Origin of the sequence: Campylobacter concisus (genome assembly GCF_003048575.1) — a bacterium.
GTDB classification, from domain to species: Bacteria; Campylobacterota; Campylobacteria; order Campylobacterales; family Campylobacteraceae; genus Campylobacter_A; species Campylobacter_A concisus_U.
Genome location: NZ_PIRZ01000006.1, coordinates 78,410 through 103,103, shown reverse-complemented (window position 1 = coordinate 103,103; position 24,694 = coordinate 78,410). Strand labels below are relative to the sequence as shown.

The window sequence follows — 24,694 nt, the reverse complement described above, 5'->3', positions numbered from 1 at the left end:
TCTAAAGATGTGGTAAAGATTTATTTCAAATAATCTTTCACATCATACTCTTTGCCAGCATCGTGATCTTTTAAAAGTTTTGCCACGATAGGGCTTAAAATGATGATGGCAATTAAATTTGGTACGACCATCAAGCCATTAAACATATCTGCTAGGCTCCAGACAAAATCAACTTTTTGCAAGCTTCCCAAAAATACAAAAACGACTACTAAAATTTGAAAAGCTCTGACCGCTTTTGCCCCAAGAAGGTATCTTACGTTGATCTCAGCAAAATAGTACCATCCAAGAATCGTTGTGAATGCAAAGAAAAATAGGCAAACAGCTACGAAACTATATCCGCCAACCTTACCAAAGATATGCGATGAGAAGGCTTCTTGCACCAAGGTGATACCTGTAAAGACTGCCTTACCGTTTTCAAAGCTAATAACATTTGCAGTAAGCACTACAAAAACCGTGATATTTAGCACGATAAATGTATCTACAAATACGCTCATTATACCAAGTACTGCTTGATCGACTGGGTGTTTGACGTTTGCAGCAGCGTGTGCGTGCGGAGTCGAGCCCATGCCAGCTTCGTTGCTAAAAAGACCCCTTGCTATTCCGTATCTCATCGCAGCTGCTATGCTGGCTCCAGTAGCTCCACCCCACGCAGCTGAAGGATCAAACGCTGCTTTGTAGATAAGCAAAACTGCATCTGGAATTTCGTGAAAATTTAAAGCGATAATGATTAGTCCAACACCTACATAAAGTAAAGCCATCAAAGGCACGATCTTTTCAGCCACTCTTGCGATCGCCTTTACGCCGCCTATAAAGATGACTGCGCAGACGATTGCTAAAAAAGCTCCAGTTATCCACTGAGGTATACCAAAGGCACCTTTAAAGCCGTCTGAGATCGAGTTTGCTTGCACCATATTGCCGATAAAGCCAAGTGCGATGATAATAGCGATAGCGAAAAATCCAGCTAAAATTTTTGCCCATTTTCCCTTTAATCCACGACTTATATAAAATGCCGGACCGCCTATCGTGTGCCCGCTATCATCTTTTGTGCGGTAAATTTGAGCTAGGCAAATTTCAGCAAAATTTGTAGCCATGCCTAAAAATGCAGCGCACCACATCCAAAATATCGCTCCAGGACCGCCCATGATAAGAGCTGTTGTCGCACCTACTAGATTGCCAGTGCCAACTTGTGCGGCGATTGCGGTTGCGACCGCTTGAAACTGGCTCATACCGGCCTTGCCAGCAGCTTCGCCGTGAAGTGAGAAATTCCCAAAAAGCTCTCTTAGGCCCATTTTAAACTTAAAAATTTGAACAAACCCAAGCCTAATAGTAAAAAATAGTCCAGTGCCGCAAAGTAGGGTAATAAGGAAGTATGGACCCCAAAGAAATGAATTTATACTTTCAACACAATTATTTAAAATTTCAGCAAAATTTGTAGGCATTTTCTTGACTTTCATTGGTGTAGTTTAGAGAGCGAGTATATTTAAAAAAATATAAAATTAAAATAAATAAGAAAAATTTTTTAGCTTGGTTTAAAATTTCGCGCTAGTTTTCGGCTTACTCGTGGCAAGCGTGTTTTTGATAGCTAGATTTTACGACAAATTTTTCGTGTTATAAGGCGTTTTTTTGATTGATAATTTCTAAATTTATTCCGCAAAGACGGCTTATGAGGACTAAAATTATTTCTTGATTTTTGGATTTTAAAATTAGGTTTTTGTTTTTTAGAAGGCTTTTACAAACAATTCGCTATTTTTCCTGCGTGGGCATAGCTTGGCAAAACGTATTTGGCTATTAGTTTTGCTAAAAATCTTATAAAGCACGTTAAAAGTAGCTTTGGCGTTAAATTTTGCTTCATTGTTATTTGCTGGATTTGCCATATTTTGTCCACTGTTTGACTTGTCGGTAGTCACGCTCTGCGTTAAATTTTTCTCGCCGATCGCTTCCCAAAGTTGTTTAAAAATTTCTGGAAATCCGCTTGCTCTGCCATAAGCTGTTGTTAATCTACTCCAAGGCACGTCTTCTATCTTTAAATTTGCGATGTACGCTAAATTTTGCTTGTTCATCTGCATTCCTTTTAAAATTTACTCTTATACTTGCCATAAATAAATCTGACAGAGTAAAGCCTAAAATTTAGCCCTTAGATTTTATTTTCTCTAGCCACTCATTTAGTGTTTTTTCAAAGCCTATGCCCTTGCTTTTGTAAAAAACGAGCGGTTTTTCTAGATATTTTTGCTCGACCCAGCCGCCAAAATCATGCGGATAAAGGTAGTCTTTGCTCTCTTTTGTGTGATTTTTTAGATATGGTGGGATTTTTAAAATTTCTTCGCTCTGCACGTATTTTAGGGCGGCATTTATAGCATTGTAGCTGGAGTTTGACTTTGGCGAGCTGGCTAGATAGATGGCGCACTGAGCAAGTATAATCCTAGCCTCTGGAAAGCCTATCTCTTTTACCGCACTTAGTGTGCTGGCGGCTAAATTTAGCGCATTTGGGTTTGCGTTGCCGATGTCTTCGCTGGCAAATATCGCCATCCTTCTAGCGATGAAGTCCGCACTCTCGCCAGAGTCTATGAGCCTTGCAAGATAGTATATGACGGCGTTTTCGTCGCTTCCACGCAGACTTTTTATAAAAGCGCTTGCTAGCTCGTAGTGCGTGTCGTCCTCTTTTGCCCCTTCTTTTAGGGCGTTTTGGCGAAGTGTTTTTAAATTTTCTAAGCTCACATTTTCATCAAGCGTGATGGCAAATTCGAGTAAATTTAGCATAGCTCTTGCATCGCCACCACTACTTTTAAAAAGATACTCCTTTGCCTCCTCATCAATGCTAAATGAAATTTGCTCTCTGATCTTGCCAAGAAGCTCCTCAAAATCGCTACTGCTAAGCGGCCTAAACTCAAAGAGCATCGAGCGACTTCTGATGCCTGAGCTTAGCGTGAAAAAGGGATTTTCCGTGCTAGCTCCGATGACTAGGGCCTTGTAGTTTTCCATGGGAATTAGCAGTGCTTCTTGTTGGGTTTTGCTTAGGCGGTGGATCTCGTCTATGAAAAAGAGTGGCTTATTTAAGGCGTTTTCGTAGTTTTTTAAAATTTTGCGAAAGTCATCTATCCTTAAATTTCCGCCATCAAACTCGTAAAAGTCGTAGTTTGCTCCGCTTGCTACTGCTCTTGCAAAGCTCGTCTTGCCACAGCCTGCTGGACCATAAAAGATGGAATGCGGGATTTTGCTAGAGGCTATAAATTTTAAAAATGCCGCCTTAACCGCCTTTTGTCCGCAAATTTCATCTAAGCTTTTTGGTCTAAACATCAGTGCAAGTGAGCTCAAATTTCATCCTTTACTTTGCTGGTTTTGGCAAAATTTTAGCCTTTGCACTAAGGCTCTCTATCTTTAGCTCATAAATTTTCATGATCTTTAGCCCATACTCGGCCGCCACGTCAAAAGTGCTCATCGCGTAGGCGGTATATTTTTGGCTGAGAATTTTTAAAATTTCATATCTTTTGGCTTCATCTGTCACCTCGTAGGCTCTCGTTTTTGCGATGGCGCTTTTATACTCAGTCGTAAAGACCTTGCCGCCAAGCGCTTTACCGTCGTCTTTTATCGCCTCTAGCTCGCTATCATTTAGATGTGGGACTTTGTTAAAACTAACGCAGACAAACTCTACTTTTCGTCCATTTTGAAGTAGTTTTGCCTTACAGCCAGCGGTAGCTCCGTGTATAAAAATGCTTTCACCAACTCTAACAGGCGAGACCGGTACGCTAAAAATTTCTCCCTCATCATCCACGCATGAAATTACTGCATATTCACATTCATCTATGATTTTTAAGCCATCTTCACGGCTTAGCTCTCTATCTTTTCGTCTCATTTTTTATCCTTTTTTTGAAAAAGTATTTTAAAATTTAAGTGCTTAAAGGCTAGTATAACGCAAAAATTTCAAGGAAAAACATGAAAAAAATAGCTATTTTTGCCCTTTTGCTGGGTGTAAATTTAGTCCATGCAAACGATGTTTGCAATGAATATATCAAGCAAAGTAGGCTATATCTTGACGAGCTTTATGCCAAAGAGAGCAAGCGACTTGCAAATGATGAAAAGGAGCTAAGGCTTTTTGAGCTTAAATTTGATGAGTTTAAACAAAGACAAAGCGGCCAAGAAGCCATAATTTTACAAAACAAAGATGAGAAATTTTGCAAAAGAAAGCTTGAAGAGACAAACAAACTTTTAAATGATCTAAAAAAATAGATCAAATTTTTACATTTAGATCCCAGTCTATCGGCGTTTTACCGTGATTTGCTAGGTAGATATTTGCCTTTGAGAAGTGACGGCAGCCAAAAAATGCGCCACGAGCTAGCGGACTTGGGTGGGCTGCTTCTAAGATGAGGTGCTTGCTAGCGTCTATTAGCGGTGCTTTGGCTCTAGCTGGATTGCCCCAAAGCATGAAAACTACGTTTTGTAAATTTTGGCTAACTTTTTTTATTACAGCATCCGTAAAGCCCTGCCAGCCAAAGCTTGCGTGGGAATTTGCCGCTCCAGCGCTAACGCTTAAAGTTGAGTTTAGAAGCAGCACGCCTTGCTTTGCCCATTTTGTGAGATCGCCACTATTTGGCTCTTTTATGCCAAGATCAGCGTAAATTTCTTTGTAGATATTTACAAGACTTGGCGGGACCCTTACACCACTAGGTACAGAAAAACTTAACCCCATGGCTTGGTTGGCGCCGTGGTAGGGGTCTTGTCCTAAAATGACAACCTTTACGGCGTGAAATGGCGTTAGGTTAAATGCGTTAAATATAAGCCCACTTGGTGGATAGACGACGCCAGCGCTCTTTGCTTTTAAGAAATTCTCTTTGATCTTGGCGAAATTTTCACTCAAAAACTCATCTTTTAGCATCTCTTTCCAGCTTGGTTCGATCTTTACGTCATCTAAATTTATCTGCATTTTCCTGCCCTTTTTTGGTTTTAGCGGTATAATTTTAACTAAATTTATCCAAAGGAAAGAGCGGTGTCTGAGCAAATTTTTAATAAAATCCATGACCTTCTTAGCAAAAATGGGGCTAAATTTAGGGTGATAGAGCATGAGAGTGTGAGGACTTCAGAGGAGGTCGCTAAGATAAGGGGCACGAAGATGAGCCAGGGCGCAAAGGCGCTGGTATGCTCTATAAAAGGCGTAGATGAGGAGAAATTTGGGCAAATTTTTAAAGATGAAAATGTGTTAAATGCCTACTTGCTAGATGACGAAAAGCCAGTGATGAAGGTTGGTAAAATTTACTTGCTTGCTGTCTTGCCAGCTGACGAGCAAGCGGACCTTGACGCGCTTGCTCAAAAATTTGATGGCAAAAGAGCGAGCCTTGCTAGCCCAGACGAGGTTACGGCCTTGGCTGATTGCGTATTTGGCTCGGTTCCGCCATTTAGTTTTCATAAAAATTTACACCTTGTCGTGGATGAGAGTTTGCTTGAGCGAAACGATGAGATCGCCTTTAATGCAGGGCTTCTTAATAGATCAGTTGTCCTAAATGCAAAAGACTACGCTAGGATAGTAAAGCCGGTGCTTGTTAAATTTAGAGAAGAAAAGTGCTAGGCTAACCACTTCCTAGCACTAAATATTGTCGGGAGAAAAATGAATTTTAGTAATGCAAAGACGAGAAATTGCTAAATTCATTTCAGTGGCAAATATTATCAGCGATAATCTTAAAATATAATAAATTATATAAATAAAATATGCTAAATTTAGGTATTTTTATAATTTTATATAAAAATATATATTTAATAATCCAAAAATTTTAGCTCGAATTTATTAAAATTTAAAAAGAATTTATAAAAATTTGCTTAGCAAATATTAAGTTTAGCTTAAAGCCCATTTTGATAAAATCCTTAATCGTTCTTTTATCGTAAAAAAGACAATTTGATATAAGGAAAAACAATGAGCGATATCATCGCATACAAACTAAATGGCGAAATAGTCGATACTCAAAGTATCGCAGGGCGCGAAAGTAGTGCTGAGCCTATCTATTTTGACAACTCAAAAGAGGCACTACACGTTATCAGACACTCCTGTGCACACCTCATGGCACAAGCTATCAAATCACTCTATCCAAAGGCGAAATTTTTTGTCGGACCAAACGTAGAAGATGGATTTTATTATGATTTTAGAGTTGATGATGAGGGCACGAAGCTAGGCGAGAGCGATCTAGCAGCGATCGAAGATAAGATGAAAGAGCTTGCTGAGAAGAAATTTGACATCGTCAAAACCTGCTCAACTAAAGCTAATATGAGCGATAAATTTAAAGATGACGATCTAAAACAAGAGGTCCTAAAAAGAATTCCAGATGGCGAAGTGAGTAGTTACTCGCAAGGCGATTTTGAAGATCTTTGCCGTGGACCACACCTGCCAAATACTAAATTTTTAAGATTTTTTAAGCTTACACGCGTAGCTGGGGCATATCTTGGCGGTGATGAGAATCGCGAGATGCTAACAAGGGTTTACGGCACAGCATATGCAGACAAAGAGAGCCTAAAAGAGCACATCCGCATCATCGAAGAGGCTAAAAAGCGCGACCACAGAAAGCTTGGCGTCGAGATGAAGCTATTTACATTTGACGACGAAGTGGGTGGCGGCCTACCGATCTGGCTACCATACGGCGGACGCTTGAGATCAAAACTAGAGCAAATTTTATACAAAGCTCACCGCGACCGTGGCTACGAGCCAGTGCGTGGGCCAGAGCTTTTAAAAGCTGACGTGTGGAAAAAGAGCGGCCACTACGCAAACTATAAAGAAAATATGTACTTTACGACTATTGACGACGTGGAGTATGGCATAAAGCCGATGAACTGCGTTGGTCACATCAAGGTTTATCAAAGCGACATCAGGTCTTACCGCGATCTACCGCTTAAATTTTTCGAGTACGGTGTGGTGCATCGTCACGAAAAAAGCGGTGTACTTCACGGACTTTTCAGGGTTCGAGAATTTGCGCAAGATGACTCGCATATCTTTTGTATGCCAAGCCAGATCAAAGAAAATATCCTAGAAATTTTAAAATTCGCCGGCAAGATAATGGAGAATTTTGGCTTTAACTACGAGATGGAAATTTCAACCAAGCCAGCCAAAGCGATCGGTGGCGATGAAATTTGGGAAACTGCGACCAAAGCACTAAAAGAAGCCCTTGATGAAAATGGCTTTAAATACGGCATCGACGAGGGCGGTGGCGCATTTTATGGACCAAAGATTGACATTAAAATCACTGACGCGCTAAAGCGAAAATGGCAGTGTGGCACTATCCAAGTGGACTTTAACCTACCAGAGCGCTTTGATCTAGGCTACATCGATGCAAACAACGAAAGACAGCGCCCTGTAATGCTTCACAGAGCCTTGCTTGGCAGTTTTGAGAGATTTATAGGAATTTTACTTGAGCACACTGCTGGTGAGTTGCCATTTTTCATCGCTCCTACGCAAGTCGTCATCGTGCCGATTAGCGACGCGCATTTAGACTACGCAAAAGAAATTTCACGCGAGCTAAGAAAGATTAACGTCGATAGCGAGATCGCAAGTAAAAATGAGAGTTTAAATAAAAGAATAAGAACGGCAGAAAAACAAAGGGTGCCTATGATAGTCGTGCTAGGAGACAACGAAGTAGCGAATAAGAGCGTTGCATTGCGCGACAGACAGGCTAGAACGCAGAGCGATATGAGCTTGGCGGAATTTATAAATTTAACGAAGGAGAAACTTAGTGAGGTACATTTTTGAGTAAGGAAAATGAAGTATTGCTCAATGAGGACATAAGGGCGAGAGAGGTAAGATGTGTAGGAGATGATGGCACTGCGTATGGTGTCATCTCAAGAGATGAGGCTTTAGAGATCTCAAATAGGCTTGGGCTTGACCTGGTGCTTATAGCACCAGATGCGAAGCCACCAGTTTGCAAGATAATGGACTATGGTAAATTCCGTTATCAGCAAGAGAAAAAGCAAAAAGAGGCCAAGAAAAAGCAAAAAACCATCGAGATAAAAGAGATAAAACTCTCTGTCAAGATCGCCCAAAACGATATAAACTACAAGGTTAAACACGCAAGCGAGTTTTTGCAAGATGGCAAACACGTTAAATTTCGTGTCTTTTTAAAGGGTCGCGAGATGAGTACTCCAGAAGCTGGTGTAGCTATGCTTGAGAAGGTCTGGGAAATGATAAAAAATGAAGCTGATCGCGACAAAGAGCCTATAATAGAAGGTCGTTATGTAAATATGCTTGTAACTCCAAAAAAGGGTTAAATTTTCACAAAGAGCAGGCTAAGGCTTGCTCTTTTTTATTAAATTTTTAATACAAAAACTCACAAATAACTATTTCTCAAAAATTCTATCATTTTTATATGTGTTAAATTTACGCAAAGGCGTTTGCAGGGTTGATATACCTTATGGTTAAATTTGATAGGCAAAATTTGGATGTGGTTTAAATTTAGTAAATTTTTGTCTTTACTTGCTGGAATTTGCCCGCTTTGTTATCGTTCGCATGGGTGTTATGCTGAAAATAATCTAGGCAAATCGACTTTCTTGCGAGCTTACAAATTTTTAATGCTTGCGTGAGTGTTTTTAAGCTAAATTTTGCCTAATATCTAGCTAAATTTGGTAATGGGATATTGCTTTAATAATACTTTTTACAAAAAGCTTTGACTACTCTTGGTTTTATGTGGCGACCAAATTTGACGAGAAATTTGCTTGTTCGTGGATTAAATGGAGCAAATTTTAATTTTTACTTACTAGAATTTGCTCCATCCTTTTTCTGCCAACCATTACATGGGTGCTTTGCTGAAATTCGACTAGGCAAGAGCTCGCCTGAAAGAGTAAATTTGATAACTTCTTGTGAATTTTTAAGTTTATGGTACTTGCGCTTAACATTTTAAGTTAAATTTCGCCTAGTAGCTGTATAAATTTGCTAAAAAATTCGCTTGTTTATAGTTTAAATTTATAAAAGAGAATTTAGGCTGGATGAGCATAAATTTACTAAATTTTATAAGCCATTTCTTGGCAAAAATCAAATGCACTATAATCTGCTTGGATAAAATTTAGTGTTTGCTCATTCTCTGTAAGGACTTCTTCATTTTGCCTTGCTATATCGATGCCAGCTAACACTATAAAAATTTCTCGCTCGCAACGCGCTTGCTACAAATTTCTTCATCTTTAAACAGCCACACATAAACATACCACTCGTGCAATCAAGCAAAAGCATCCATGACAAAAACTTTCAAATTTGTTTCACAAATTTCGCCACTCCACCATTTGCTACCACGCCAGCTTTTTTGACAAAATTTCTATTAAATGCTCTAAAAATAGTAATCTGCTCGCCAACTTAGTGTAAATATTTTAAATTTAGGCGAGCTTCAAATCCACATCTATCACACCGCCACGAATTTATCAAAACGAACGCTGCATAAAATACTTCAAACTAGCGTAAATTTGATAGTTTGTCAGTAAAATTTGCTATATAAAAAGCAAACTCTCTTTTAGCTAAAAGTCCAAACTTATTTCATATTGATTTACGTCCAAATTTAACTTGGACGTAAATTTACAGAGATAAGAGCAAAATCAGCCCTACACATACCCTTGCTCTATCATCGCATCGGCCACTTTTCTAAAGCCCGCGATATTTGAGCCAAGCACTAGGTTGCCCTCATCGCCAAACTCTTTACTAGTTTCGTAGCTTAGTTCAAAGATGTGATTCATAATGCCATGAAGTCTGCGATCGACCTCCTCGAAACTCCACGAAGTCATGCCAGCATTTTGCATCATCTCAAGACCACTTGTTCCCACACCGCCAGCGTTTGCTGCTTTTGCTGGAGCGAAGTAAAAATCCTTTTGCGCTAGCATAAAATTTATCGCATCAAGCGTGCTTGGCATATTTGCGCCCTCAGCCACGAAGCGACAGCCGTTAGCGTAGAGCGTCTTGATGTCGACTAGGTGAAGCTCGTTTTGCGTCGCGCACGGAAACGCTCCATCGCACGGCACGTCCCACACGCCGTTTCTGCCCTCTTTGTACTCGCTCACGCTTACGTATTTTGCGTTCGGTCTAAATTTGACGTATTCGCTAAGGCGCGCGCGTTTTACTTCTTTTAGCTCTTTAAGTACGGCTAGATCGATGCCCTCTGCGTCGTAAACGTATCCGTTTGAATCAGAAACCGTGATAGGCAGCGCGCCTACTTGATAGAGCTTTTCTACCGTGTATATGGCGACGTTTCCGCTACCGCTTATGCTGCATTTTTTGCCCTCTAGTCCCAGTCCTGCTTTTTTTAGCATATTTTGCGTAAAATAGACCAGTCCGTATCCGGTTGCCTCCGTGCGCGCTAGGCTGCCGCCCCAGTTTAGGCCTTTGCCAGTTAGGATGCCGTCAAATCTGCCCGTGAGTTTTTTATACTGCCCAAACATATAGCCGATCTCGCGCGCGCCCACGCCGATATCGCCTGCCGGTACGTCTACGGTGTTGCCGATGTGGCGGTATAGCTCACTCATAAACGCTTGGCAAAAGCGCATTATCTCGCCCTCGCTCTTGCCTTTTGGATCAAAGGTGCTGCCGCCTTTTGCGCCGCCGATATTTACGCCCGTGAGCGAGTTTTTAAAAATTTGCTCAAATCCTAGAAATTTTAGCACGCCAAGATCCACGCTAGGATGCAGTCTGATGCCGCCTTTATAGGGACCCACGGCTGAGTTAAACTGTACGCGGTAGCCGTTATTTACCTGCGGTCTACCGTCGTCGCCCGTGTACGTGACGCGAAAGATCACCGTGCGCTCGGGTATCACGATGCGCTCTAGGATCGCGTGTTTTTGGTACTTGCTTTCTCTTTTTATAAGCGGCTCGAGGCTGTTTAGCACCTCGGTCGCAGCCTGGACAAAGACGCCTTGACCCGGATTGGTCTTTTTTATCCACTCCATCGTTTTTTCGATGTACTCGCTCATTTTGGCTCCTATTCGTCAAATTTTCGTAGTTGAATATTAACTCTCCTAGAAAAAATTTTTATTTAAATTTATTTTTATATTTTTATTTTAGGCAATGAGCGTTACACATCGAAACTAAATTTATAAAAAGTGGTTTTTGTTTCGATCGCTGGGATAAATTTATAAAAGAGATTTTAGGCTAAGAAGCCTAATTTTGCTAAATTTCATATGCCATCTCTTGCCAGAAAAGAAGGACTTTATCGTCTGCTTGGACAAATTTTAGGATTTGCTCGGTTGATGGCAGAGTTTCTTCATTTAGCCTTGCTATATCGATGCTAGCAAGTGCTATGAACAATTTCTCAAAGTCGCTTGCGATGCATCTACCGCAAAGCTCCTCATCTCCAAAGAGCCATGCATAGACCGCGCCACTTGTGCAATCAAGCAAAAATATCCACGGATCACCCATGGCAAAGACTATCAAATTTAAAGGGCGAGCTTCACCTTGCCACCATTTGCCGCCGTACTCATCTATGCTATTTAGCCGTACTATCTCGCTTGCATAGTCACCTCTAGAGCCGAATTTGACATTGCAAATTTCAAAATTTCCAAGGTCAAATTTGCTTAAAAGCTTTGTAAATTTAGCTGGAAAATTTATGCCAAGAGTTTCTTGTGCGTTTTTAAGTGCTTGTGCGGTGGCTTTAACATCATTTTGAAGCAAGAGTCTCATGCCAGTCATACCCTCTTGCTCTAGTGGCAAGAAAATTTGATCTAACTTTTGAGCGATTTCATCTAGCTTTAAAAACATATCAGTCCTTTAATTTGCTAAATTTTGGCAAATTTTATCAAATTTATTTCAGGGAGCTTTTAAATTTGACCCATTTGTCGCCAAATTTAGACCACAATCTTCATAAATTTAAGAAGCTGGCAGAGATAACTAAGAAAACTAGCAATCACTAAATGCGAGATGTTATAAAGGATTAATGATGAGGTAAATTGGCTTGGTAAAGCCGCGTAGCCCATAAAAGAGATTTATAACGACGCTAAAACATACGAGATTGAGGGCTTTCGCATGTGCATGAGCTCGCCACTTATAGTGGAGTGTAAAGAAATTTTGAGCGGCGCAGCATTCAAAAGTGGAGCAAAAGATAAAAAAATTAAATGAGGGTATGCCGCCTAAAGACATGGTACAAGAATAGGTAAAACTATCTGGTGGCTAAAGCTTGGCGCATATCTCTAAACGCTAGTTTGCCTACGTGAGAGGGTGTGCTTTACTTTGGCACCGCTGGCAATAACGGACATCTCTATGCCGTTGAGGCAAAAGTGGCGAGGTGATATTTAAATTTAAAACAAGTGGCACGGAGCATTTTCTCTTAGTTGGCGATCAAATTTTGCTCGCAAACCACAAAAATAAGCCAGTTTTGATAAGCACTAGAAATGGCTTGCTTTTAAAAGAGATAGAGTTTGAGAATTTTAGGCTTGGTGTAGATCATGCTAGTAGACGCTAGCAGGTTTTATACCATGGCAAATGACGGAGCTAAGACGTACGCAGTTTGCGCGAGGATTTAGCTTTGGCGAAATTTATCGCCAAAGCTGTAGCGAGAGATAAAATTATCTCTTCTTTTTATATCTTTTTATCGCCTCTACGATGACTTCTTCTAGATCGTCGTTTGGCTCTTTATTCATGTCGTCGTAGGTATTTTCAAGGATAGTTTTTAAGTTTTTCTCAACGTAGCTAGTATCGAAAAATCCTCTTCTAAACTCCTTGCTTTTGCTGATCGTTAGCAAAAATGGGATGATCGTTCGCACGCCCTCGATAGTAAATTCTTCAAGCGCTCTTTCAAGCTTATTTACCGCTAGGTCGTAATCAGTCGCCTTTACGATCAGCTTTGCGATCAAAGAGTCATAAAATGGCGGTATGGTGTAGTCTTTATAGACGTGGCTATCGACACGCACAGATGGGCCAAGGGCTGGGTAGTAGCCCTCGATCGTGCCTGGTGCTGGGATGAAATTCTCCCAGACATTTTCAGCCGTGATCCTTGCCTCTATCGCGTAGCCTCGTGGTTTGATGTCGCTTTGCTCGATCTCTAAAATTTCACCAGCTGCGATCCTTATCTGTCTAACGACTAGGTCGTGGCCTGTGATCTCTTCAGTGATGCCGTGCTCCACTTGGATACGGGTGTTCATCTCCATGAAGTAAAAGTTATTGTAGTCATCTAGCAAAAACTCGATCGTTCCTACATTTGAGTAGCCCACAGCCTTTGCAGCGGCCACTGCGGTTACACCCATGATCTTTCTTAAATTTTCGCTGATAGATGGGCATGGTGCGATCTCGATGATCTTTTGGTGGCGCCTTTGGATAGAGCAGTCGCGCTCGCAAAGGTGGATGATGTTGCCGTAGTTATCGCCTAAAATTTGAAACTCGATGTGGCGAGGATTTACGACAAGCTTCTCCATAAAAACTTCATCGTTATTAAAGTAGGTCTTTGCCTCTCTAGTACACGACTCAAAGGCGTCTTGCATATCTTCTTCTTGCCAAACTTCTCTGATGCCACGTCCACCACCACCACCGCTTGCTTTTAAAATGACTGGATAGCCGATACGTCTAGCGTGCTCTTTTATGGCGTCCATGCTCTCGTCATTTAGCTTTTCTGTACCTGGAACGATTGGTATGCCGTTTCTCTTCATTAGGTATCTTGCGATATTTTTATCACCCATTTTTCTTATCACTTCAGCCTTTGGACCGATAAAGATAAGCCCAGCGTCCTCGACCGCCTTTGCAAATTCGTAGTTTTCGCTTAAAAAGCCGTATCCTGGGTGTATCGCGTCAGCTCCGCACTCTTTAGCAAGCTTTACGATAGCTTTGGCATCAAGATAGCCTTTGATCGGATCTTCGCCCACTTGATAGGCCTCATCAGCGATCCTTACATGCAAGCATTCGCTGTCTGGTGCTGTGTAAATTCCTACGCTTTGGATGTGTAAATCCCTACAAGCTCTGACTATCCTAACTGCGATCTCACCACGATTTGCGATAAGAATTTTATGTATCATAGGCTATCCTTTTTGAGTTTTGCTTATCATATAACTATTCGTTTTATTTTTAGATAAATTTATTAAGTCTGGTTTTAAAATTTGAGTGCAAAGGCTAAATTTACACTCAAAATTTTTCTATCTATTGATGATTTGTGGAAAAGGTGTGGCTAGGGCTTTTTTGCTAAAATCTTGCGACTCGATCGTGAAATTTGTAGCAAATCTTTGAATGCCCTCTTTTTTATAAGCACGCCTTTGGATAGTAAAAAGGACTAAATTTCCGCCTTGTTTGGTGTAGCGATATATCGAGTGCTCAGCTGTTGGCACACCATTTAGGTTTGAAAATATCGTGATATCAAGATAAATTTCATTTGCCAGCGGACCCTTTTTATAAGCCACTTTTAGCCCTTTTGCTTTTAGCTCTTTTAGATCATTTATTTTTTGCTCAACTGCTTGCTCTGGCGTAGCGTCAAATTTAAGCGTATTTAGCGAGAGCATATAACTAAAACTATCTAGTTTCTCGCCAGGGAGCAAATACTCCTGTGTGAATAAATTTGGCACAGGCTTGGCTGAATATGCTAGTGAATATAGTCTATTGTCAAATTTTATCTGCATCGGCTCAAAGTATTGAGTCGCTGCAAGCAAGAGTGCTGGCAAAGCGATAAATGCTAAAAATTTCTTCATCAAATTCCCTTAAAATGGATTTACTATCATGACCCAGATAATGATAAGCATCGCGATAGTTGGCACTTCGTTGTAAGCTCTAAAGAAGATGCCACTTTTGTTACAGCGTTTTTCTTTGAGCTGCTTCATGTAGCGTCCAAGGTCTAGGTGATAGATAGCCATTAAGATGACAACCAAAATTTTAACATGGATGTGACCAGTTTTTATAAGATCAGGCATCGCGATAAGTATCAAAATGCCAGTGAAAAATGAGCCAATGAGTGCGACCCAACCGATGTAGTGATACATCTTATACTCCATCACTTCGACCACTTTTACAAAGTCTGGCTTATCCATGTTTTCTACGTGATAAACGTAGAGCCTTGGCTGATAAAACAGCACTGCCATCCACGAGATGAAAAACAAATAGTGGAGGTATTTTAAGTAAAGATAATATTCTGCCATAACGTCTCCTTATCTAAAAAGTATCTCTTTTCTAGCTTCAAATTCAGCCTTGCTGATCGCACCATTCTCAAAAAGCTCGTAAAGCCTTTTTAAGTCCTCTTCTTTATCTTTTAGTTTTAGTCTCTCTTTTAGCTCGACTTTTTGTAAATTTTTCTCGACATAAGCGCCAACTAAAAATGCATCGATGATCCACCAAATGCCCCAAATAGCCAAGAATAAATAACCAATGAGAATGATTTGCAAAGAGTAACCGATAAAAAATAGTCCCATCATCAAAAAGCCAGTGATAAATTTACCAAGGTAAATTCTATGCGCCCCAAGCCAGCCAGTAAGTAGCCAAAGAGCGTATGCGACGTAGATATTATTTCCCACTCTCTCTCCTTTTTCTAAAACTTTGCCAAAGTATCATCACGACGCAAAGATCGATTATCACGTCAGCGAAGTTAAAGACCGCAAAGTTAAACCACTTGTGCCAAAAGACGTAATCCACGACGCCGCCATGGATAAATCTATCTGTGATATTTGAGCTACCAGCTCCTAGCAAAGCTCCAAGCCAAATGGCATGCGAGCAAAGCAGTTTTTTCTCAACAACTAGATAGACAAAAACGCCTAAAATGAGGGCGATCTGGATAAATTTCAGCCACTCATCTAAAAAGGCAAACATCGAAAATGCAACGCCCTTATTATATGTAAGCACTAGCGAGAAAAACTCGCCCTCCCACGAAAAACCATCTATAAATATCATTTTTATCGCTTGATCAACGATAAAAATAATAAAAAACGCTATGAAAAATTTAACCAAGCTTTTACGCATTTAGGGCTTTTACAAAAAATTTCTCAACTTCATCCATGCGTTTTTCAACTAAAGTTTGATTTTTACCTTCAAGCAAAAGTCTGATCAAATTTTCAGTGCCAGAGTATCTAAATAGCGATCTTATGCCCTCTTTTGCGAGGCTAGCCTCAAGCTCTTTTAGCCCCTCTATCTTATCAAGCGGCTTTTTCTCTGTGATCTTTAAATTTAGCAAAATTTGTGGATATGGCTTTAGCTCACCAAAAATTTCGCTAGCTTTTTTACCTTTTTTAAGCATCATCGCAACAACTTGCATTGAGGTAACAAGGCCGTCGCCAGTTTTAGCGTAGTCGTTAAATATCACGTGACCGCTTTGCTCACCGCCAAAATTTATGCCATTTTCTTTCATCATCTCAAGCACGTATTTATCGCCTACGTTTGAGCGAAGTAATTTGATCTTATGAGCTTTTAGATAGTCATCAAGTGCGGCGTTACTCATTACCGTAGCCACGATGGCTCCGCCTTTTAGCGCCTTTTGCTCGTGCAAAAATGCAGCCAACGAGCCAAGTATCGCATCGCCATGCACAACTTCGCCGTTTTCGTCAACTACTACAAGCCTATCAGCATCGCCGTCAAATGCAAAGCCGATGTCGGCACGAAGCCTTTTTACTTCGCTTGCTAGATCTTCTGGATGAAGCGCGCCACAATTTTGGTTAATGTTGCTACCATTTGGCTCGTCGTTTATGACGATAACATCAGCTCCAAGCTCGCTAAATACAGTTGGTGCGACCTTGTAAGCAGCTCCGTTTGCCACGTCTAAAACTACTCGTAAATTCTTTAAATTTAGCTCTTTTGGGAATGAATTTTTGATCTGCACGATATATCTGCCGATAACATCATCGATCCTCTTGTTTGCGCCGATCTCTGTCATCGTTTTTTGGGCGTTTGCGATGAGCTCGTCGTCGTAAAAAATTTTTTCTATCTCGGCTTCTATTTTTTCATCTAGTTTGTTGCCAAAGCTATCAAAAAATTTGATGCCGTTATCGTAGTATGGGTTGTGTGAGGCGCTTATCATTATGCCAGCGTCACAGCGCATATTTTCTGTTAAAAATGCAATCGCAGGCGTTGGCATAGGGCCTATTTGAAGGACGTTGTAGCCAACTGCAGTTAGCCCCGCAACGATGGCAGTTTCGATCATATAGCCGCTCTTTCTAGTATCTTTTCCAACCAAAATCACATTTGTCGCTGAAGTCTTTCTAAAATAAATTCCAGCTGCCATTGCAAGACGCATAGATGTTTGAGCTGAGAGCTTTTCGCCTGCCTTGCCACGAACACCATCTGTTCCAAATAGTTTCATAAATTTATCCTTTTTATTATAAAATTGTGCTATTTTATCAGAAATTACCTAATTTAAAATCTAAAATTTTACTTTCATTAAGGATGACTTAAATTAAGGTTAAATTTATTATATCTTTAATATAATCACCGACTAAAATTATTCAAAAAGGTATATTATGGCAAACCATAAATCTGCTGAAAAAAGAGCTAGACAAACTATAAAAAGAACAGAAAGAAATAGATTTTACCGCACAAGACTTAAAAACATCACAAAAGCAGTGCGTGTAGCCGTAGAAGCTAGAGATCTAAATGCTGCAAATGAAGCTTTAAAAGTTGCTAACAAAAGCATCCATAGCTTCGTAAGTAGAGGCTTTTTGAAGAAACAAACTGCTGCTCGCCGTGTTAGCCGCCTTGCACAATTAGTAAATACTCTAAAAGCTGCTTAACTTATAAAATTTAATGTTTGCTGATAAACTTCATCCATTTTTGGATCGCTATAATGAAATTTCTGCGCTTCTTAGCGATCCAAATATAGCAAACGATATCGAAAAGATGACAAAGCTCTCAAAAGAGCAATCATCTATCGAGCCAGTCGCAACTGCTGCAAAAAAATATCTACAAATTCTAAACGACATCGACGAGAACAAAGCCCTGCTTGAGGACACTGAACTTGGCGAGCTTGCAAAAGATGAGCTTAAAAATTTAGAAATTTCAAGAGAGAAGCTTGAAGAAGAGATCAAAATTTTACTTCTTCCAAAAGATCCAAACGATGATAAAAATATATTTTTAGAAATTCGCGCAGGTACTGGTGGCGATGAGGCTGCACTATTTGTTGGAGATCTTTTTAATGCTTACATTAGATATGCGGAGCTTCGAGGATATAAATTTGAGATCGTTAGCCAAAGCGAGGGTAACACTGGCGGCTTTAAAGAGATCATAGTGCTTATAAAAGGTAAAGGTGCTTACTCGAGGCTAAAATTTGAAGGTGGCACGCATAGAGTTCAGCGTGTGCCAGAGACCGAGAGCCAGGGCAGGGTGCACACTTCGGCTGTTACTGTGGCTATCATGCCAGAAGTCGAAGATAGCGAGATTGAGATCAATCCAAACGATATAAGAGTCGATGTTATGAGAAGCTCAGGCCACGGTGGCCAGTCGGTAAATACAACCGATAGTGCAGTTAGGATCACACACATACCAACAGGCCTTGTCGTGACAAACCAAGATGGTAAAAGCCAACACAAAAACAAAGAAGCTGCGATGAAGGTGCTAAAGGCTAGACTTTATGAGCTTCAAGAGCAAGAGAGGCTTGCAAAAGAGACTAGTGAGCGAAAGAGCCAAGTTGGCACCGGAGATCGTTCTGGTAGGATAAGGACATACAACTATCCGCAAAACCGCATAAGCGATCACCGTATAAATTTAACACTTTACCGCCTTGATGCGATTATGGCTGCGGGATTATTTGACGAGATCGTCGAGCCACTTATTACGCATTATCAAGCAGAAGCTATGCTAGAAGCTGGTATTTAAATTTTCAAATTTTTACTTCAAATTTTATAATTTATTTCTTTACTTAAAAATATTAGTTTAGTTTAAAATACTTTTAAATTTACCAAACTTTAAAGCCAAATTTACAAGAATTTTATAAAAATAGATATTTAGAAGTAGTAGTTAGTAATATTTTTTCTCGTTTTTTTTAAAAATAATATAAATTAAATTTTTAGATTTTATTTCTCAAATAGCGATTTCTAGGGCATTTAAAAGTATAAAATTTTTATTTTTGATATTATAATTTTGTATAAATGGTTTTAAGTTTTGCTTAATAATTTTACCTTACAATTTCACCATAATTTAATTCAAAAGAAGGAGACAAAATGTCAATAAGTGCAAGAAATCAACTAAATGTTGAGATCACAGAGGTAAGAACAGGTACGGTAAATTCGCTAATATCTGCTAAGCTTGCAGGCGGTGAGGTGCTAAAAGCAACTGTTACGGTTGATAGTGAAAAAGGTCTTGATCTTAAAGTTGGTAAAAAAGCTATATTTTTATTCAAAGCTTCAAGCGTTATCGTTTCAAAAGATGACAGCATCAAGCTTAGTGCAACAAACCAAATCAAAGGTGTTGTTAGCGAGATAAAAGACGGAGCTGTAAATGCTGAAGTTATTATCGATGTAAATGGAAGTAAAATTTCTGCTATCATCACAAGAGAGTCAGTTAGCAGCCTAGCATTAAAAGCAGGAGATAAAGTAACTGCAATTATCAAAGCAACTCAAATCATAGTTGGTGTTAAATAATTTACGGAGCAATTTTGCTCCGTTCTTCTAAACAAAATTTCATTCTTAAGCTAAAATCTAAAATACTCTAAAAATTATCAGCCAAGTTATAAATTTAAAGAAGTCGTAGTGAATATTTTTAAAGCTATTTACTTAAAAATTTTATAGCTAAAATTTATATTATTTTTTTACTTTTATAGTCTATCTGCCATTTTAAGCAGAGCGTAGCACGTCAAAAGTTTACCACGCAAAGCGGCCTAAATATCAAAACAAAAGCCCAAGTCATGAACTCCCAAACAGCTATACCTATACCAAATTTATATGCAGCTGGCGAGATCACTGGTGGCGTTCACGGAGCCAGCCGTCTAGGGTCAGTTGTGATAACTGACCGCTTGACATTTTGCATAATCGCTGCTGAGACTATCGGCTAGAAAGAGGTGGCAGGCGTTTGCTTGACACTATAAATTTTTAAATCTATAAACTCCGTTTTTTACTCGTTCAAAAATTTTCTTCTCTTCAAGCAACTTAAACGTGCTTATCACGGTTGGTTTGCTTACATTTAGCTTTTCGCAAATGTCTGAAATTTTAAGCATAATAAAGCCATTTTCATCACAGCTTTTAACTAGCAAATTTATAATTTCTACCTTTTTCTCGCCAATTATTGCCTTATAAATTTCTTCATTCATACTAGCTCCAAATTTTATATCCTATTGCCACGCACCAAAGCGCGCCACATAAGAAATTTGCGATCATCACAGCTGCACTTCCTGCATCTTTTGCCGCCTTTGCTAGGGCGTGATAGTCTGGGCTTGCAAGATCAGTTACTCGCTCTAAGCCAGAGTTTAGGCACTCGCAAACTAGCACAAATGCCATGCTAAAGATCAAAAATAGATTAAAAACAAGGTCAAAATTCCAAAAAAATAGCGAGATCGTAGTTACCAAAAATATATAAATTTCTATTCGAAAGCTCTTTTCATTTTTAAAAATTTCAGCCAAGCCCTCTCTTGCATAGCCAAAATTTTTAAAAAATTTATACTCTGGCTGGTTTCTCATAATTTTCCTTTTTGCGATTTTTGGCATAATTATAATTAAAAAAAGGATGAAATTTGAAACTTATTAGCTGGAATGTAAATGGCCTTAGAGCACTTGTAACAAAAGATGGTTTTGCATGGCTTACGGAGCAAAAGCCTGATTTCCTGGCACTTCAAGAGATTAAAGTTAAAGAAAGTGATGTGCCAAAAGAAATTTATAACCTTGGCTTTAAAGATATAAGCGTAAACTCAGGCGAGAGGGCCGGATACTCTGGTGTGATGAGCCTAGCAAATTTTGACATTTCTACACAAAAGGCAGCCTTCTTTGATGACACGGAGGGGCGTGTTTTGGAGCATAGATTTGGCGATATTGTACTTTTTAATATCTATTTTCCAAACGGACAAAAGGATGACGAGCGCCTAGCCTATAAAATGGACTTTTACGAGAAATTTCTAGCTTACTGCAAAGAACTTGTAAAAAGCGGTAAAGAGGTGATATTTTGTGGCGATGTAAATACCGCTCACCGCGAGATCGACCTTAAAAACCCAAAGGCAAACTCTAAAACTTCAGGCTTTTTGCCTATCGAACGAGCATGGATAGATGAGGTGCTAAAAAGTGGCTTTATAGATACCTTTAGATCTATAAATGGCGATATTACGGACGCTTATTCGTGGTGGAGTTACCGCTTTAACGCAAGGGCAAAAAATGTCGGCTGGAGGATTGATTATTTCTTCATTTCACAAGGATTAAAAGATAGGCTAAAAGATGCATTTATCTTGCCAGAGATCACAGGCAGCGATCACTGCCCAGTTGGGATAGATATAGAAATTTAGCCACTATTCCATTCTGCGAGGCTTGCCCAGCAAGAAACCTTGTGCGTAAGGTATTCCAAAATTTTTGATTTGGTTTAAAATTTCTTCTGAGCTTGCGAACTCGGCTACTATTTTGTAGCCTTGTTTTTTTGCAAAGCTTACGATGGTTTCTACTAGAACTCTAGCATTTTCGTCAAATGGAAGCTTTTTGATTATCGAGCCATCTATCTTTATGGTGTCTATATCGAGCTCCAAAATTCGGTAGTAGTTTGAGTATCCTGAGCCAAAGTCATCAATCGAAATTTTACATCCATAGCCTTTGACGCGTTTTATGAAAGAATTTACCGCAACATAGTCGCTAAGCTCTTCGCTCTCTAGCATTTCAAAGCAAATTTTATTAGGATCTTTGCACTCGTTTAGCTTGCTCTCTATAAGCTCTCTCATACTAGCATCAGCAATATCGGTAATTGATAAATTTATCGAGAACATATAATCTGGATATCTCTTGGCAAGATCAAACGCAAGGCTTATCACTTTTTTGGTTATTTGCGGATATAGCTGCGTTTTCATGGCAATATCTAAAAATTCACCCGGATAGTGTATCTTGCCATTTTGATCAATTATGCGAACTAAAACTTCATAATACTTTGCTTCGGTCTCATTTTCTTCTAAGTTAAAGATACCTTGTGCTTCTACTATGACTCTATCGTTTTCTAACGCATCTTCGATTAGTTGAACTGCCAGCTGGTTTTTGTGATATTTCATCTCAATGGCGTCATTTTCTAAATAGTAGTAAATATTGCTACCATTTTCTATTGCGAGCTGATTTGCAAGGGCTGATTGCATTAGGCGGTTAGTTTGTGGTGTATCGTTTGGCAATGAAACACCAAATACCATCTTTATGCCTGGTAAGTTTTCAAATTTTTCATCAATAGCGACATTTATTCTATTTGAGCCAAAATATTCTCTTATATATTCAATATCTCTTACGATATTATCGCCTTCATACCATATATAAAATGCGTCATCTTGAAATCTAAATAACTTTGCTTTTATCTCAGAAGTATCTATACAAAGCTTTAGTGTATCAGCTACTGCTTTTAGCATTGCATCGATAATCTTAGTTTGATAAAAGAATCTTAAAATTTTAAAATTCTTAATGCTTAAGCAAATGAGCACTCCATCTTTTTGTGCGTCTAAAATTTCAGTTAAAGCAAAGTAGTTACCAAAGCCTGTTAGCTTATCGATTGAAGATTGTATTTTTATTTGTTCATTTTTTTGAGTTAGTTCATTTAGTATTAGCGTCTCTTTAGTCCTATCAAGTTTTACCGCTATATAGCCCTCAAATTTATTTTTAAAGAAAAATGGTGAAAATTTTACCTTTTCATATAAAAAATTACCGTTTTTTGTTCTGCTTATAAGCTCATCGCTCTCCCAAGGTAGAGATTTTTGCACAGCCTCTTTTATGGATTCATAAAAGCTTTGCGGGTGCATATATGATTTTAGTATTCTAGGGTTTTTGCCTATTACTTCTTTTAGCTTGTAGCCAGTTTTTTCTTCAAAGGTTTTATTTACGTATGAAATTCTATTGTATTTATCGCAATAGATAATAGAGCTATGATCGTTTTCGACTGTCGTTCTTAGGAGTTTTATCTGTCTTAAACGCTCTGAGGCCATTTTAATTTGATAGAGACCGAATGAACAAAATATTATAAATGTAAGCAAGCAAATTCTCTGAGCTATTTTTGCCTTATTCACCTCATCAGAGTGAAATTCTAGGATTTTGTTTCTAAAATTTTCTATTAGATTATCAAGATGTAGCTCTTTTACACTATTTGAGATTGTACGTAATGTTTTTGTAGCTTGAGCTGCATAAAGTATCTTGTCTAATACGTTTTGAGCTTTTTGGTTATCTTTATACTCGTTTTTATACATTTTTATTTGCTTTGAAATATCATCTATTGCTTCAGGACTAAGCATCAAAGCACCTTTTATCGCATAAAATATAGGCTCAAGCTTATTTGAAAGTGCGAGATTTTGTATTTCATATTGACTTATTTGGATATAAGAATCTATAGATGAGTTTACATAAGCTGATCTTTGTGTAAAAAATACTTTTTTAATAAATACATCTCTTATGTTTTGTAGGTCTTTTGTTATTTCATTTTTATGAAATAACATCATCTCATCATTAAGCATTGAAAGGTTGCTCAAATTTGTATCAAAAGAATTTATGTCAGCATTGAGTTTGTCGTAGTTTGAGATATCATAAATATTATTTAAAGAAAAAGTTATCTCATTGTCTATAAATTTTAGATTTAAAATTCCATCATCAAATTTATGAGCTGCACCAATAGCTATATTTGCTTTATATATAAAAAATGCACTAATGAAAAATATAGCTGTTAAGACGCTAAGTATGGTTTTTATTCGTTTAGTACTCATTTAGTATCCTAGGCTTTTTACCATTTAATGTCAGAAAAAATGAGTATAAAGCATCAATTTCATCTTTGCTAAGAACGTATCCTAGCTGGTAGTTACCAATAAAGCTTATAGCCTCTTTTAGATCGTTTATTTCTCCATGAGATAAATATGGAGCAGTTTTTGTAATATTTCTTAGTGATGGCACTCTTCTTAATCTTTTGTTTGCATCTAAGGCAGAAATTCTTTCTCGGCCAATATCTTGTGTCAAATTTCCTCCCAAATTTCTACCATTATGACAAGCGGCACAGCCTATATTATTGAATATCTCAAATCCTTTCTTTGCGCTATCATCTATGGCATTGTTATCACCTGATATAAAACGATCAAATGGCGAATCAACACTTAAGACTGCCTTTTCAAACTCAGCTATTGCATCTGCAATGTTATCAAAATTAATGCCGTCATTATAAATTTTTTTAAATAAAATTTTGTACTCAGAGATGTTATTTACAGAATCCACTATCTTGTCGTTATCCGAGTTTAGTTCTATTCTAGAGGTTATAGACTCTTTTACTTGATCTTTTAAATTGCTAATCTTTGCATCGCTATAAAATAGATAGTTTGCTGCAGCATTTAATATGGTTGGAGGATTTAAAGTGCCTTTTTCCATGCTATCTTGGTTGCTTCCGCTTAAATTCCAATACAAGTTGTGACAAGTTTGACAAGAGTAGTTTTCATTTGGGCTTAGTCTTTTGTCAAAAAAGAGTTTTTTGCCAAGCAGAGCCTTTTCTTCATTATATTTTACTACTGTGAGAGGTTTGTAGGATTCATATTTACAAAATGAAATCGTGATGATAAATAGACAAAGTATAACGCCCTTCATAACGCCCCTAAATTTTAATTTTCTTTTTTATATCGGCAAATTTTTGATTTTTTATATAGTACATTATTTTATTGTTTTTTTGAAATTTATGATACAATTC

The 24,694-nt window shown here is 38.6% G+C and carries 26 protein-coding genes and 1 pseudogene; 10 read left to right on the top strand and 17 right to left on the bottom strand.

The window, feature by feature from the left end; genetic code table 11:
- Positions 1-20 precede the first annotated feature (20 nt).
- From CVS84_RS07955 to CVS84_RS07940, 4 genes are all read right to left on the bottom strand, one after another.
- Positions 21-1,439 (bottom strand): alanine/glycine:cation symporter family protein, encoded by a 1,419-nt coding sequence (locus CVS84_RS07955; protein ID WP_087578171.1) that lies wholly within the window; start codon positions 1,437-1,439, stop codon positions 21-23.
- Positions 1,440-1,718: 279 nt separating this feature from the next.
- A complete protein-coding gene (locus tag CVS84_RS07950; RefSeq protein WP_107691829.1) occupies positions 1,719-2,060 on the bottom strand; it encodes a hypothetical protein in 342 nt (113 codons plus the stop codon).
- Positions 2,061-2,127: 67 nt separating this feature from the next.
- A complete protein-coding gene (locus CVS84_RS07945) occupies positions 2,128-3,294 on the bottom strand; it encodes a replication-associated recombination protein A (RefSeq protein WP_234411923.1) in 1,167 nt (388 codons plus the stop codon).
- A 28-nt stretch (positions 3,295-3,322) separates the two neighbouring features.
- Complete coding sequence (locus tag CVS84_RS07940) at positions 3,323-3,850, bottom strand: pyridoxamine 5'-phosphate oxidase family protein (RefSeq protein ID WP_107691827.1); 528 nt, start codon at positions 3,848-3,850, stop codon at positions 3,323-3,325.
- A gap of 80 nt (positions 3,851-3,930) precedes the next feature.
- On the opposite strand from CVS84_RS07940, the gene CVS84_RS07935 reads away from it, so the two are divergent.
- Positions 3,931-4,224, top strand: a complete 294-nt coding sequence (locus tag CVS84_RS07935; RefSeq protein ID WP_107691826.1) for a hypothetical protein — start codon at positions 3,931-3,933, stop codon at positions 4,222-4,224.
- A 1-nt stretch (position 4,225) separates the two neighbouring features.
- Here CVS84_RS07935 and ung read toward each other — a convergent pair whose 3' ends face one another.
- Positions 4,226-4,918 carry a uracil-DNA glycosylase gene (ung, locus tag CVS84_RS07930; RefSeq protein WP_107691825.1) on the bottom strand — a complete coding sequence of 231 codons (693 nt, stop codon included), beginning with the start codon at positions 4,916-4,918 and terminating at the stop codon, positions 4,226-4,228.
- A 63-nt stretch (positions 4,919-4,981) separates the two neighbouring features.
- Here ung and CVS84_RS07925 point away from each other — a divergent pair, with 63 nt between their 5' ends.
- From CVS84_RS07925 to infC, 3 genes are all read left to right on the top strand, one after another.
- Entirely contained in the window at positions 4,982-5,557 is a 576-nt protein-coding gene (locus tag CVS84_RS07925; protein WP_107691824.1) for a YbaK/EbsC family protein, read from the top strand.
- Between the two features lie 342 nt (positions 5,558-5,899).
- Positions 5,900-7,720, top strand: coding sequence for a threonine--tRNA ligase (gene thrS, locus CVS84_RS07915; protein WP_107691823.1), 1,821 nt, complete (start codon positions 5,900-5,902; stop codon positions 7,718-7,720).
- Complete coding sequence (infC, locus tag CVS84_RS07910; RefSeq protein WP_107691822.1) at positions 7,717-8,235, top strand: translation initiation factor IF-3; 519 nt, start codon at positions 7,717-7,719, stop codon at positions 8,233-8,235. Before thrS ends, infC begins: the two co-directional genes overlap by 4 nt.
- A gap of 1,317 nt (positions 8,236-9,552) precedes the next feature.
- On the opposite strand, the gene gdhA is transcribed toward infC, so the two are convergent.
- Positions 9,553-10,911, bottom strand: a complete 1,359-nt coding sequence (gdhA, locus tag CVS84_RS07905) for an NADP-specific glutamate dehydrogenase (protein WP_107691821.1) — start codon at positions 10,909-10,911, stop codon at positions 9,553-9,555.
- A 196-nt stretch (positions 10,912-11,107) separates the two neighbouring features.
- Complete coding sequence (locus tag CVS84_RS07900; RefSeq protein ID WP_107691820.1) at positions 11,108-11,695, bottom strand: SMI1/KNR4 family protein; 588 nt, start codon at positions 11,693-11,695, stop codon at positions 11,108-11,110.
- A gap of 523 nt (positions 11,696-12,218) precedes the next feature.
- On the opposite strand from CVS84_RS07900, the gene CVS84_RS09460 reads away from it, so the two are divergent.
- Positions 12,219-12,395: a hypothetical protein gene (locus CVS84_RS09460; RefSeq protein ID WP_159070077.1), complete on the top strand. Its 177-nt coding sequence runs from the start codon at positions 12,219-12,221 to the stop codon at positions 12,393-12,395.
- A gap of 103 nt (positions 12,396-12,498) precedes the next feature.
- Here CVS84_RS09460 and CVS84_RS07895 read toward each other — a convergent pair whose 3' ends face one another.
- The 6 genes from CVS84_RS07895 to glmM form a co-directional block, all read right to left on the bottom strand.
- The gene (locus CVS84_RS07895) at positions 12,499-13,938 is read right to left on the bottom strand and encodes an acetyl-CoA carboxylase subunit A (RefSeq protein WP_054195976.1); all 1,440 of its coding nucleotides are present in this window, start codon (positions 13,936-13,938) and stop codon (positions 12,499-12,501) included.
- A 117-nt stretch (positions 13,939-14,055) separates the two neighbouring features.
- Positions 14,056-14,601, bottom strand: a complete 546-nt coding sequence (locus CVS84_RS07890; RefSeq protein WP_107691819.1) for a hypothetical protein — start codon at positions 14,599-14,601, stop codon at positions 14,056-14,058.
- A gap of 9 nt (positions 14,602-14,610) precedes the next feature.
- Entirely contained in the window at positions 14,611-15,045 is a 435-nt protein-coding gene (locus CVS84_RS07885; protein WP_054195978.1) for a CopD family protein, read from the bottom strand.
- A gap of 9 nt (positions 15,046-15,054) precedes the next feature.
- Positions 15,055-15,417 carry an NINE protein gene (locus tag CVS84_RS07880; protein ID WP_107691818.1) on the bottom strand — a complete coding sequence of 121 codons (363 nt, stop codon included), beginning with the start codon at positions 15,415-15,417 and terminating at the stop codon, positions 15,055-15,057.
- Positions 15,407-15,859 carry a signal peptidase II gene (gene lspA / locus CVS84_RS07875; protein WP_107691817.1) on the bottom strand — a complete coding sequence of 151 codons (453 nt, stop codon included), beginning with the start codon at positions 15,857-15,859 and terminating at the stop codon, positions 15,407-15,409. Before lspA ends, CVS84_RS07880 begins: the two co-directional genes overlap by 11 nt.
- Positions 15,852-17,192, bottom strand: coding sequence for a phosphoglucosamine mutase (gene glmM, locus CVS84_RS07870; RefSeq protein ID WP_087578184.1), 1,341 nt, complete (start codon positions 17,190-17,192; stop codon positions 15,852-15,854). Before glmM ends, lspA begins: the two co-directional genes overlap by 8 nt.
- Before the next feature lie 157 nt (positions 17,193-17,349).
- Between glmM and rpsT the strand changes: the two genes are divergently transcribed.
- The 4 genes and pseudogenes from rpsT to CVS84_RS07850 form a co-directional block, all read left to right on the top strand.
- Positions 17,350-17,619, top strand: a complete 270-nt coding sequence (gene rpsT / locus CVS84_RS07865; protein WP_107691816.1) for a 30S ribosomal protein S20 — start codon at positions 17,350-17,352, stop codon at positions 17,617-17,619.
- A gap of 13 nt (positions 17,620-17,632) precedes the next feature.
- Positions 17,633-18,700: a peptide chain release factor 1 gene (prfA, locus tag CVS84_RS07860; protein ID WP_107691815.1), complete on the top strand. Its 1,068-nt coding sequence runs from the start codon at positions 17,633-17,635 to the stop codon at positions 18,698-18,700.
- Between the two features lie 344 nt (positions 18,701-19,044).
- Positions 19,045-19,464: a TOBE domain-containing protein gene (locus CVS84_RS07855; RefSeq protein ID WP_107691814.1), complete on the top strand. Its 420-nt coding sequence runs from the start codon at positions 19,045-19,047 to the stop codon at positions 19,462-19,464.
- Between the two features lie 224 nt (positions 19,465-19,688).
- Positions 19,689-19,874, top strand: a pseudogene (locus CVS84_RS07850) (FAD-binding protein); the annotation flags it as partial.
- A gap of 27 nt (positions 19,875-19,901) precedes the next feature.
- Here the strand turns inward: CVS84_RS07850 and CVS84_RS07845 are convergent.
- Together CVS84_RS07845 and CVS84_RS07840 are read right to left on the bottom strand one after the other, a co-directional pair.
- Entirely contained in the window at positions 19,902-20,129 is a 228-nt protein-coding gene (locus CVS84_RS07845; protein ID WP_107691812.1) for a replication/maintenance protein RepL, read from the bottom strand.
- 1 nt (position 20,130) lies between these two features.
- Positions 20,131-20,496 carry a diacylglycerol kinase gene (locus CVS84_RS07840; RefSeq protein WP_021090215.1) on the bottom strand — a complete coding sequence of 122 codons (366 nt, stop codon included), beginning with the start codon at positions 20,494-20,496 and terminating at the stop codon, positions 20,131-20,133.
- 53 nt (positions 20,497-20,549) lie between these two features.
- On the opposite strand from CVS84_RS07840, the gene CVS84_RS07835 reads away from it, so the two are divergent.
- A complete protein-coding gene (locus CVS84_RS07835; RefSeq protein WP_107691811.1) occupies positions 20,550-21,308 on the top strand; it encodes an exodeoxyribonuclease III in 759 nt (252 codons plus the stop codon).
- Between the two features lie 3 nt (positions 21,309-21,311).
- Here the strand turns inward: CVS84_RS07835 and CVS84_RS07830 are convergent, their stop codons facing one another.
- Positions 21,312-23,732, bottom strand: a complete 2,421-nt coding sequence (locus tag CVS84_RS07830; RefSeq protein WP_107691810.1) for a GGDEF domain-containing phosphodiesterase — start codon at positions 23,730-23,732, stop codon at positions 21,312-21,314.
- A complete protein-coding gene (locus CVS84_RS07825) occupies positions 23,722-24,594 on the bottom strand; it encodes a cytochrome-c peroxidase (protein ID WP_107691809.1) in 873 nt (290 codons plus the stop codon). The genes CVS84_RS07830 and CVS84_RS07825 overlap by 11 nt, the downstream gene beginning before the upstream one ends.
- Positions 24,595-24,694 lie beyond the last annotated feature (100 nt).

What these genes read in the sequence shown, in the direction of transcription:
- CVS84_RS07955 (WP_087578171.1), bottom strand. Translation starts at nt 1,439, where the DNA reads ATGCCTACAAATTTTGCTGAAATTTTAAATAATTGTGTTGAAAGTATA.
- CVS84_RS07950 (WP_107691829.1), bottom strand. Translation starts at nt 2,060, where the DNA reads ATGAACAAGCAAAATTTAGCGTACATCGCAAATTTAAAGATAGAAGAC.
- CVS84_RS07945 (WP_234411923.1), bottom strand. Translation starts at nt 3,294, where the DNA reads ATGTTTAGACCAAAAAGCTTAGATGAAATTTGCGGACAAAAGGCGGTT.
- CVS84_RS07940 (WP_107691827.1), bottom strand. Translation starts at nt 3,850, where the DNA reads ATGAGACGAAAAGATAGAGAGCTAAGCCGTGAAGATGGCTTAAAAATC.
- CVS84_RS07935 (WP_107691826.1), top strand. Translation starts at nt 3,931, where the DNA reads ATGAAAAAAATAGCTATTTTTGCCCTTTTGCTGGGTGTAAATTTAGTC.
- ung (WP_107691825.1), bottom strand. Translation starts at nt 4,918, where the DNA reads ATGCAGATAAATTTAGATGACGTAAAGATCGAACCAAGCTGGAAAGAG.
- thrS (WP_107691823.1), top strand. Translation starts at nt 5,900, where the DNA reads ATGAGCGATATCATCGCATACAAACTAAATGGCGAAATAGTCGATACT.
- gdhA (WP_107691821.1), bottom strand. Translation starts at nt 10,911, where the DNA reads ATGAGCGAGTACATCGAAAAAACGATGGAGTGGATAAAAAAGACCAAT.
- CVS84_RS07900 (WP_107691820.1), bottom strand. Translation starts at nt 11,695, where the DNA reads ATGTTTTTAAAGCTAGATGAAATCGCTCAAAAGTTAGATCAAATTTTC.
- CVS84_RS07895 (WP_054195976.1), bottom strand. Translation starts at nt 13,938, where the DNA reads ATGATACATAAAATTCTTATCGCAAATCGTGGTGAGATCGCAGTTAGG.
- CVS84_RS07890 (WP_107691819.1), bottom strand. Translation starts at nt 14,601, where the DNA reads ATGAAGAAATTTTTAGCATTTATCGCTTTGCCAGCACTCTTGCTTGCA.
- CVS84_RS07885 (WP_054195978.1), bottom strand. Translation starts at nt 15,045, where the DNA reads ATGGCAGAATATTATCTTTACTTAAAATACCTCCACTATTTGTTTTTC.
- lspA (WP_107691817.1), bottom strand. Translation starts at nt 15,859, where the DNA reads ATGCGTAAAAGCTTGGTTAAATTTTTCATAGCGTTTTTTATTATTTTT.
- glmM (WP_087578184.1), bottom strand. Translation starts at nt 17,192, where the DNA reads ATGAAACTATTTGGAACAGATGGTGTTCGTGGCAAGGCAGGCGAAAAG.
- rpsT (WP_107691816.1), top strand. Translation starts at nt 17,350, where the DNA reads ATGGCAAACCATAAATCTGCTGAAAAAAGAGCTAGACAAACTATAAAA.
- prfA (WP_107691815.1), top strand. Translation starts at nt 17,633, where the DNA reads ATGTTTGCTGATAAACTTCATCCATTTTTGGATCGCTATAATGAAATT.
- CVS84_RS07855 (WP_107691814.1), top strand. Translation starts at nt 19,045, where the DNA reads ATGTCAATAAGTGCAAGAAATCAACTAAATGTTGAGATCACAGAGGTA.
- CVS84_RS07845 (WP_107691812.1), bottom strand. Translation starts at nt 20,129, where the DNA reads ATGAATGAAGAAATTTATAAGGCAATAATTGGCGAGAAAAAGGTAGAA.
- CVS84_RS07840 (WP_021090215.1), bottom strand. Translation starts at nt 20,496, where the DNA reads ATGAGAAACCAGCCAGAGTATAAATTTTTTAAAAATTTTGGCTATGCA.
- CVS84_RS07830 (WP_107691810.1), bottom strand. Translation starts at nt 23,732, where the DNA reads ATGAGTACTAAACGAATAAAAACCATACTTAGCGTCTTAACAGCTATA.
- CVS84_RS07825 (WP_107691809.1), bottom strand. Translation starts at nt 24,594, where the DNA reads ATGAAGGGCGTTATACTTTGTCTATTTATCATCACGATTTCATTTTGT.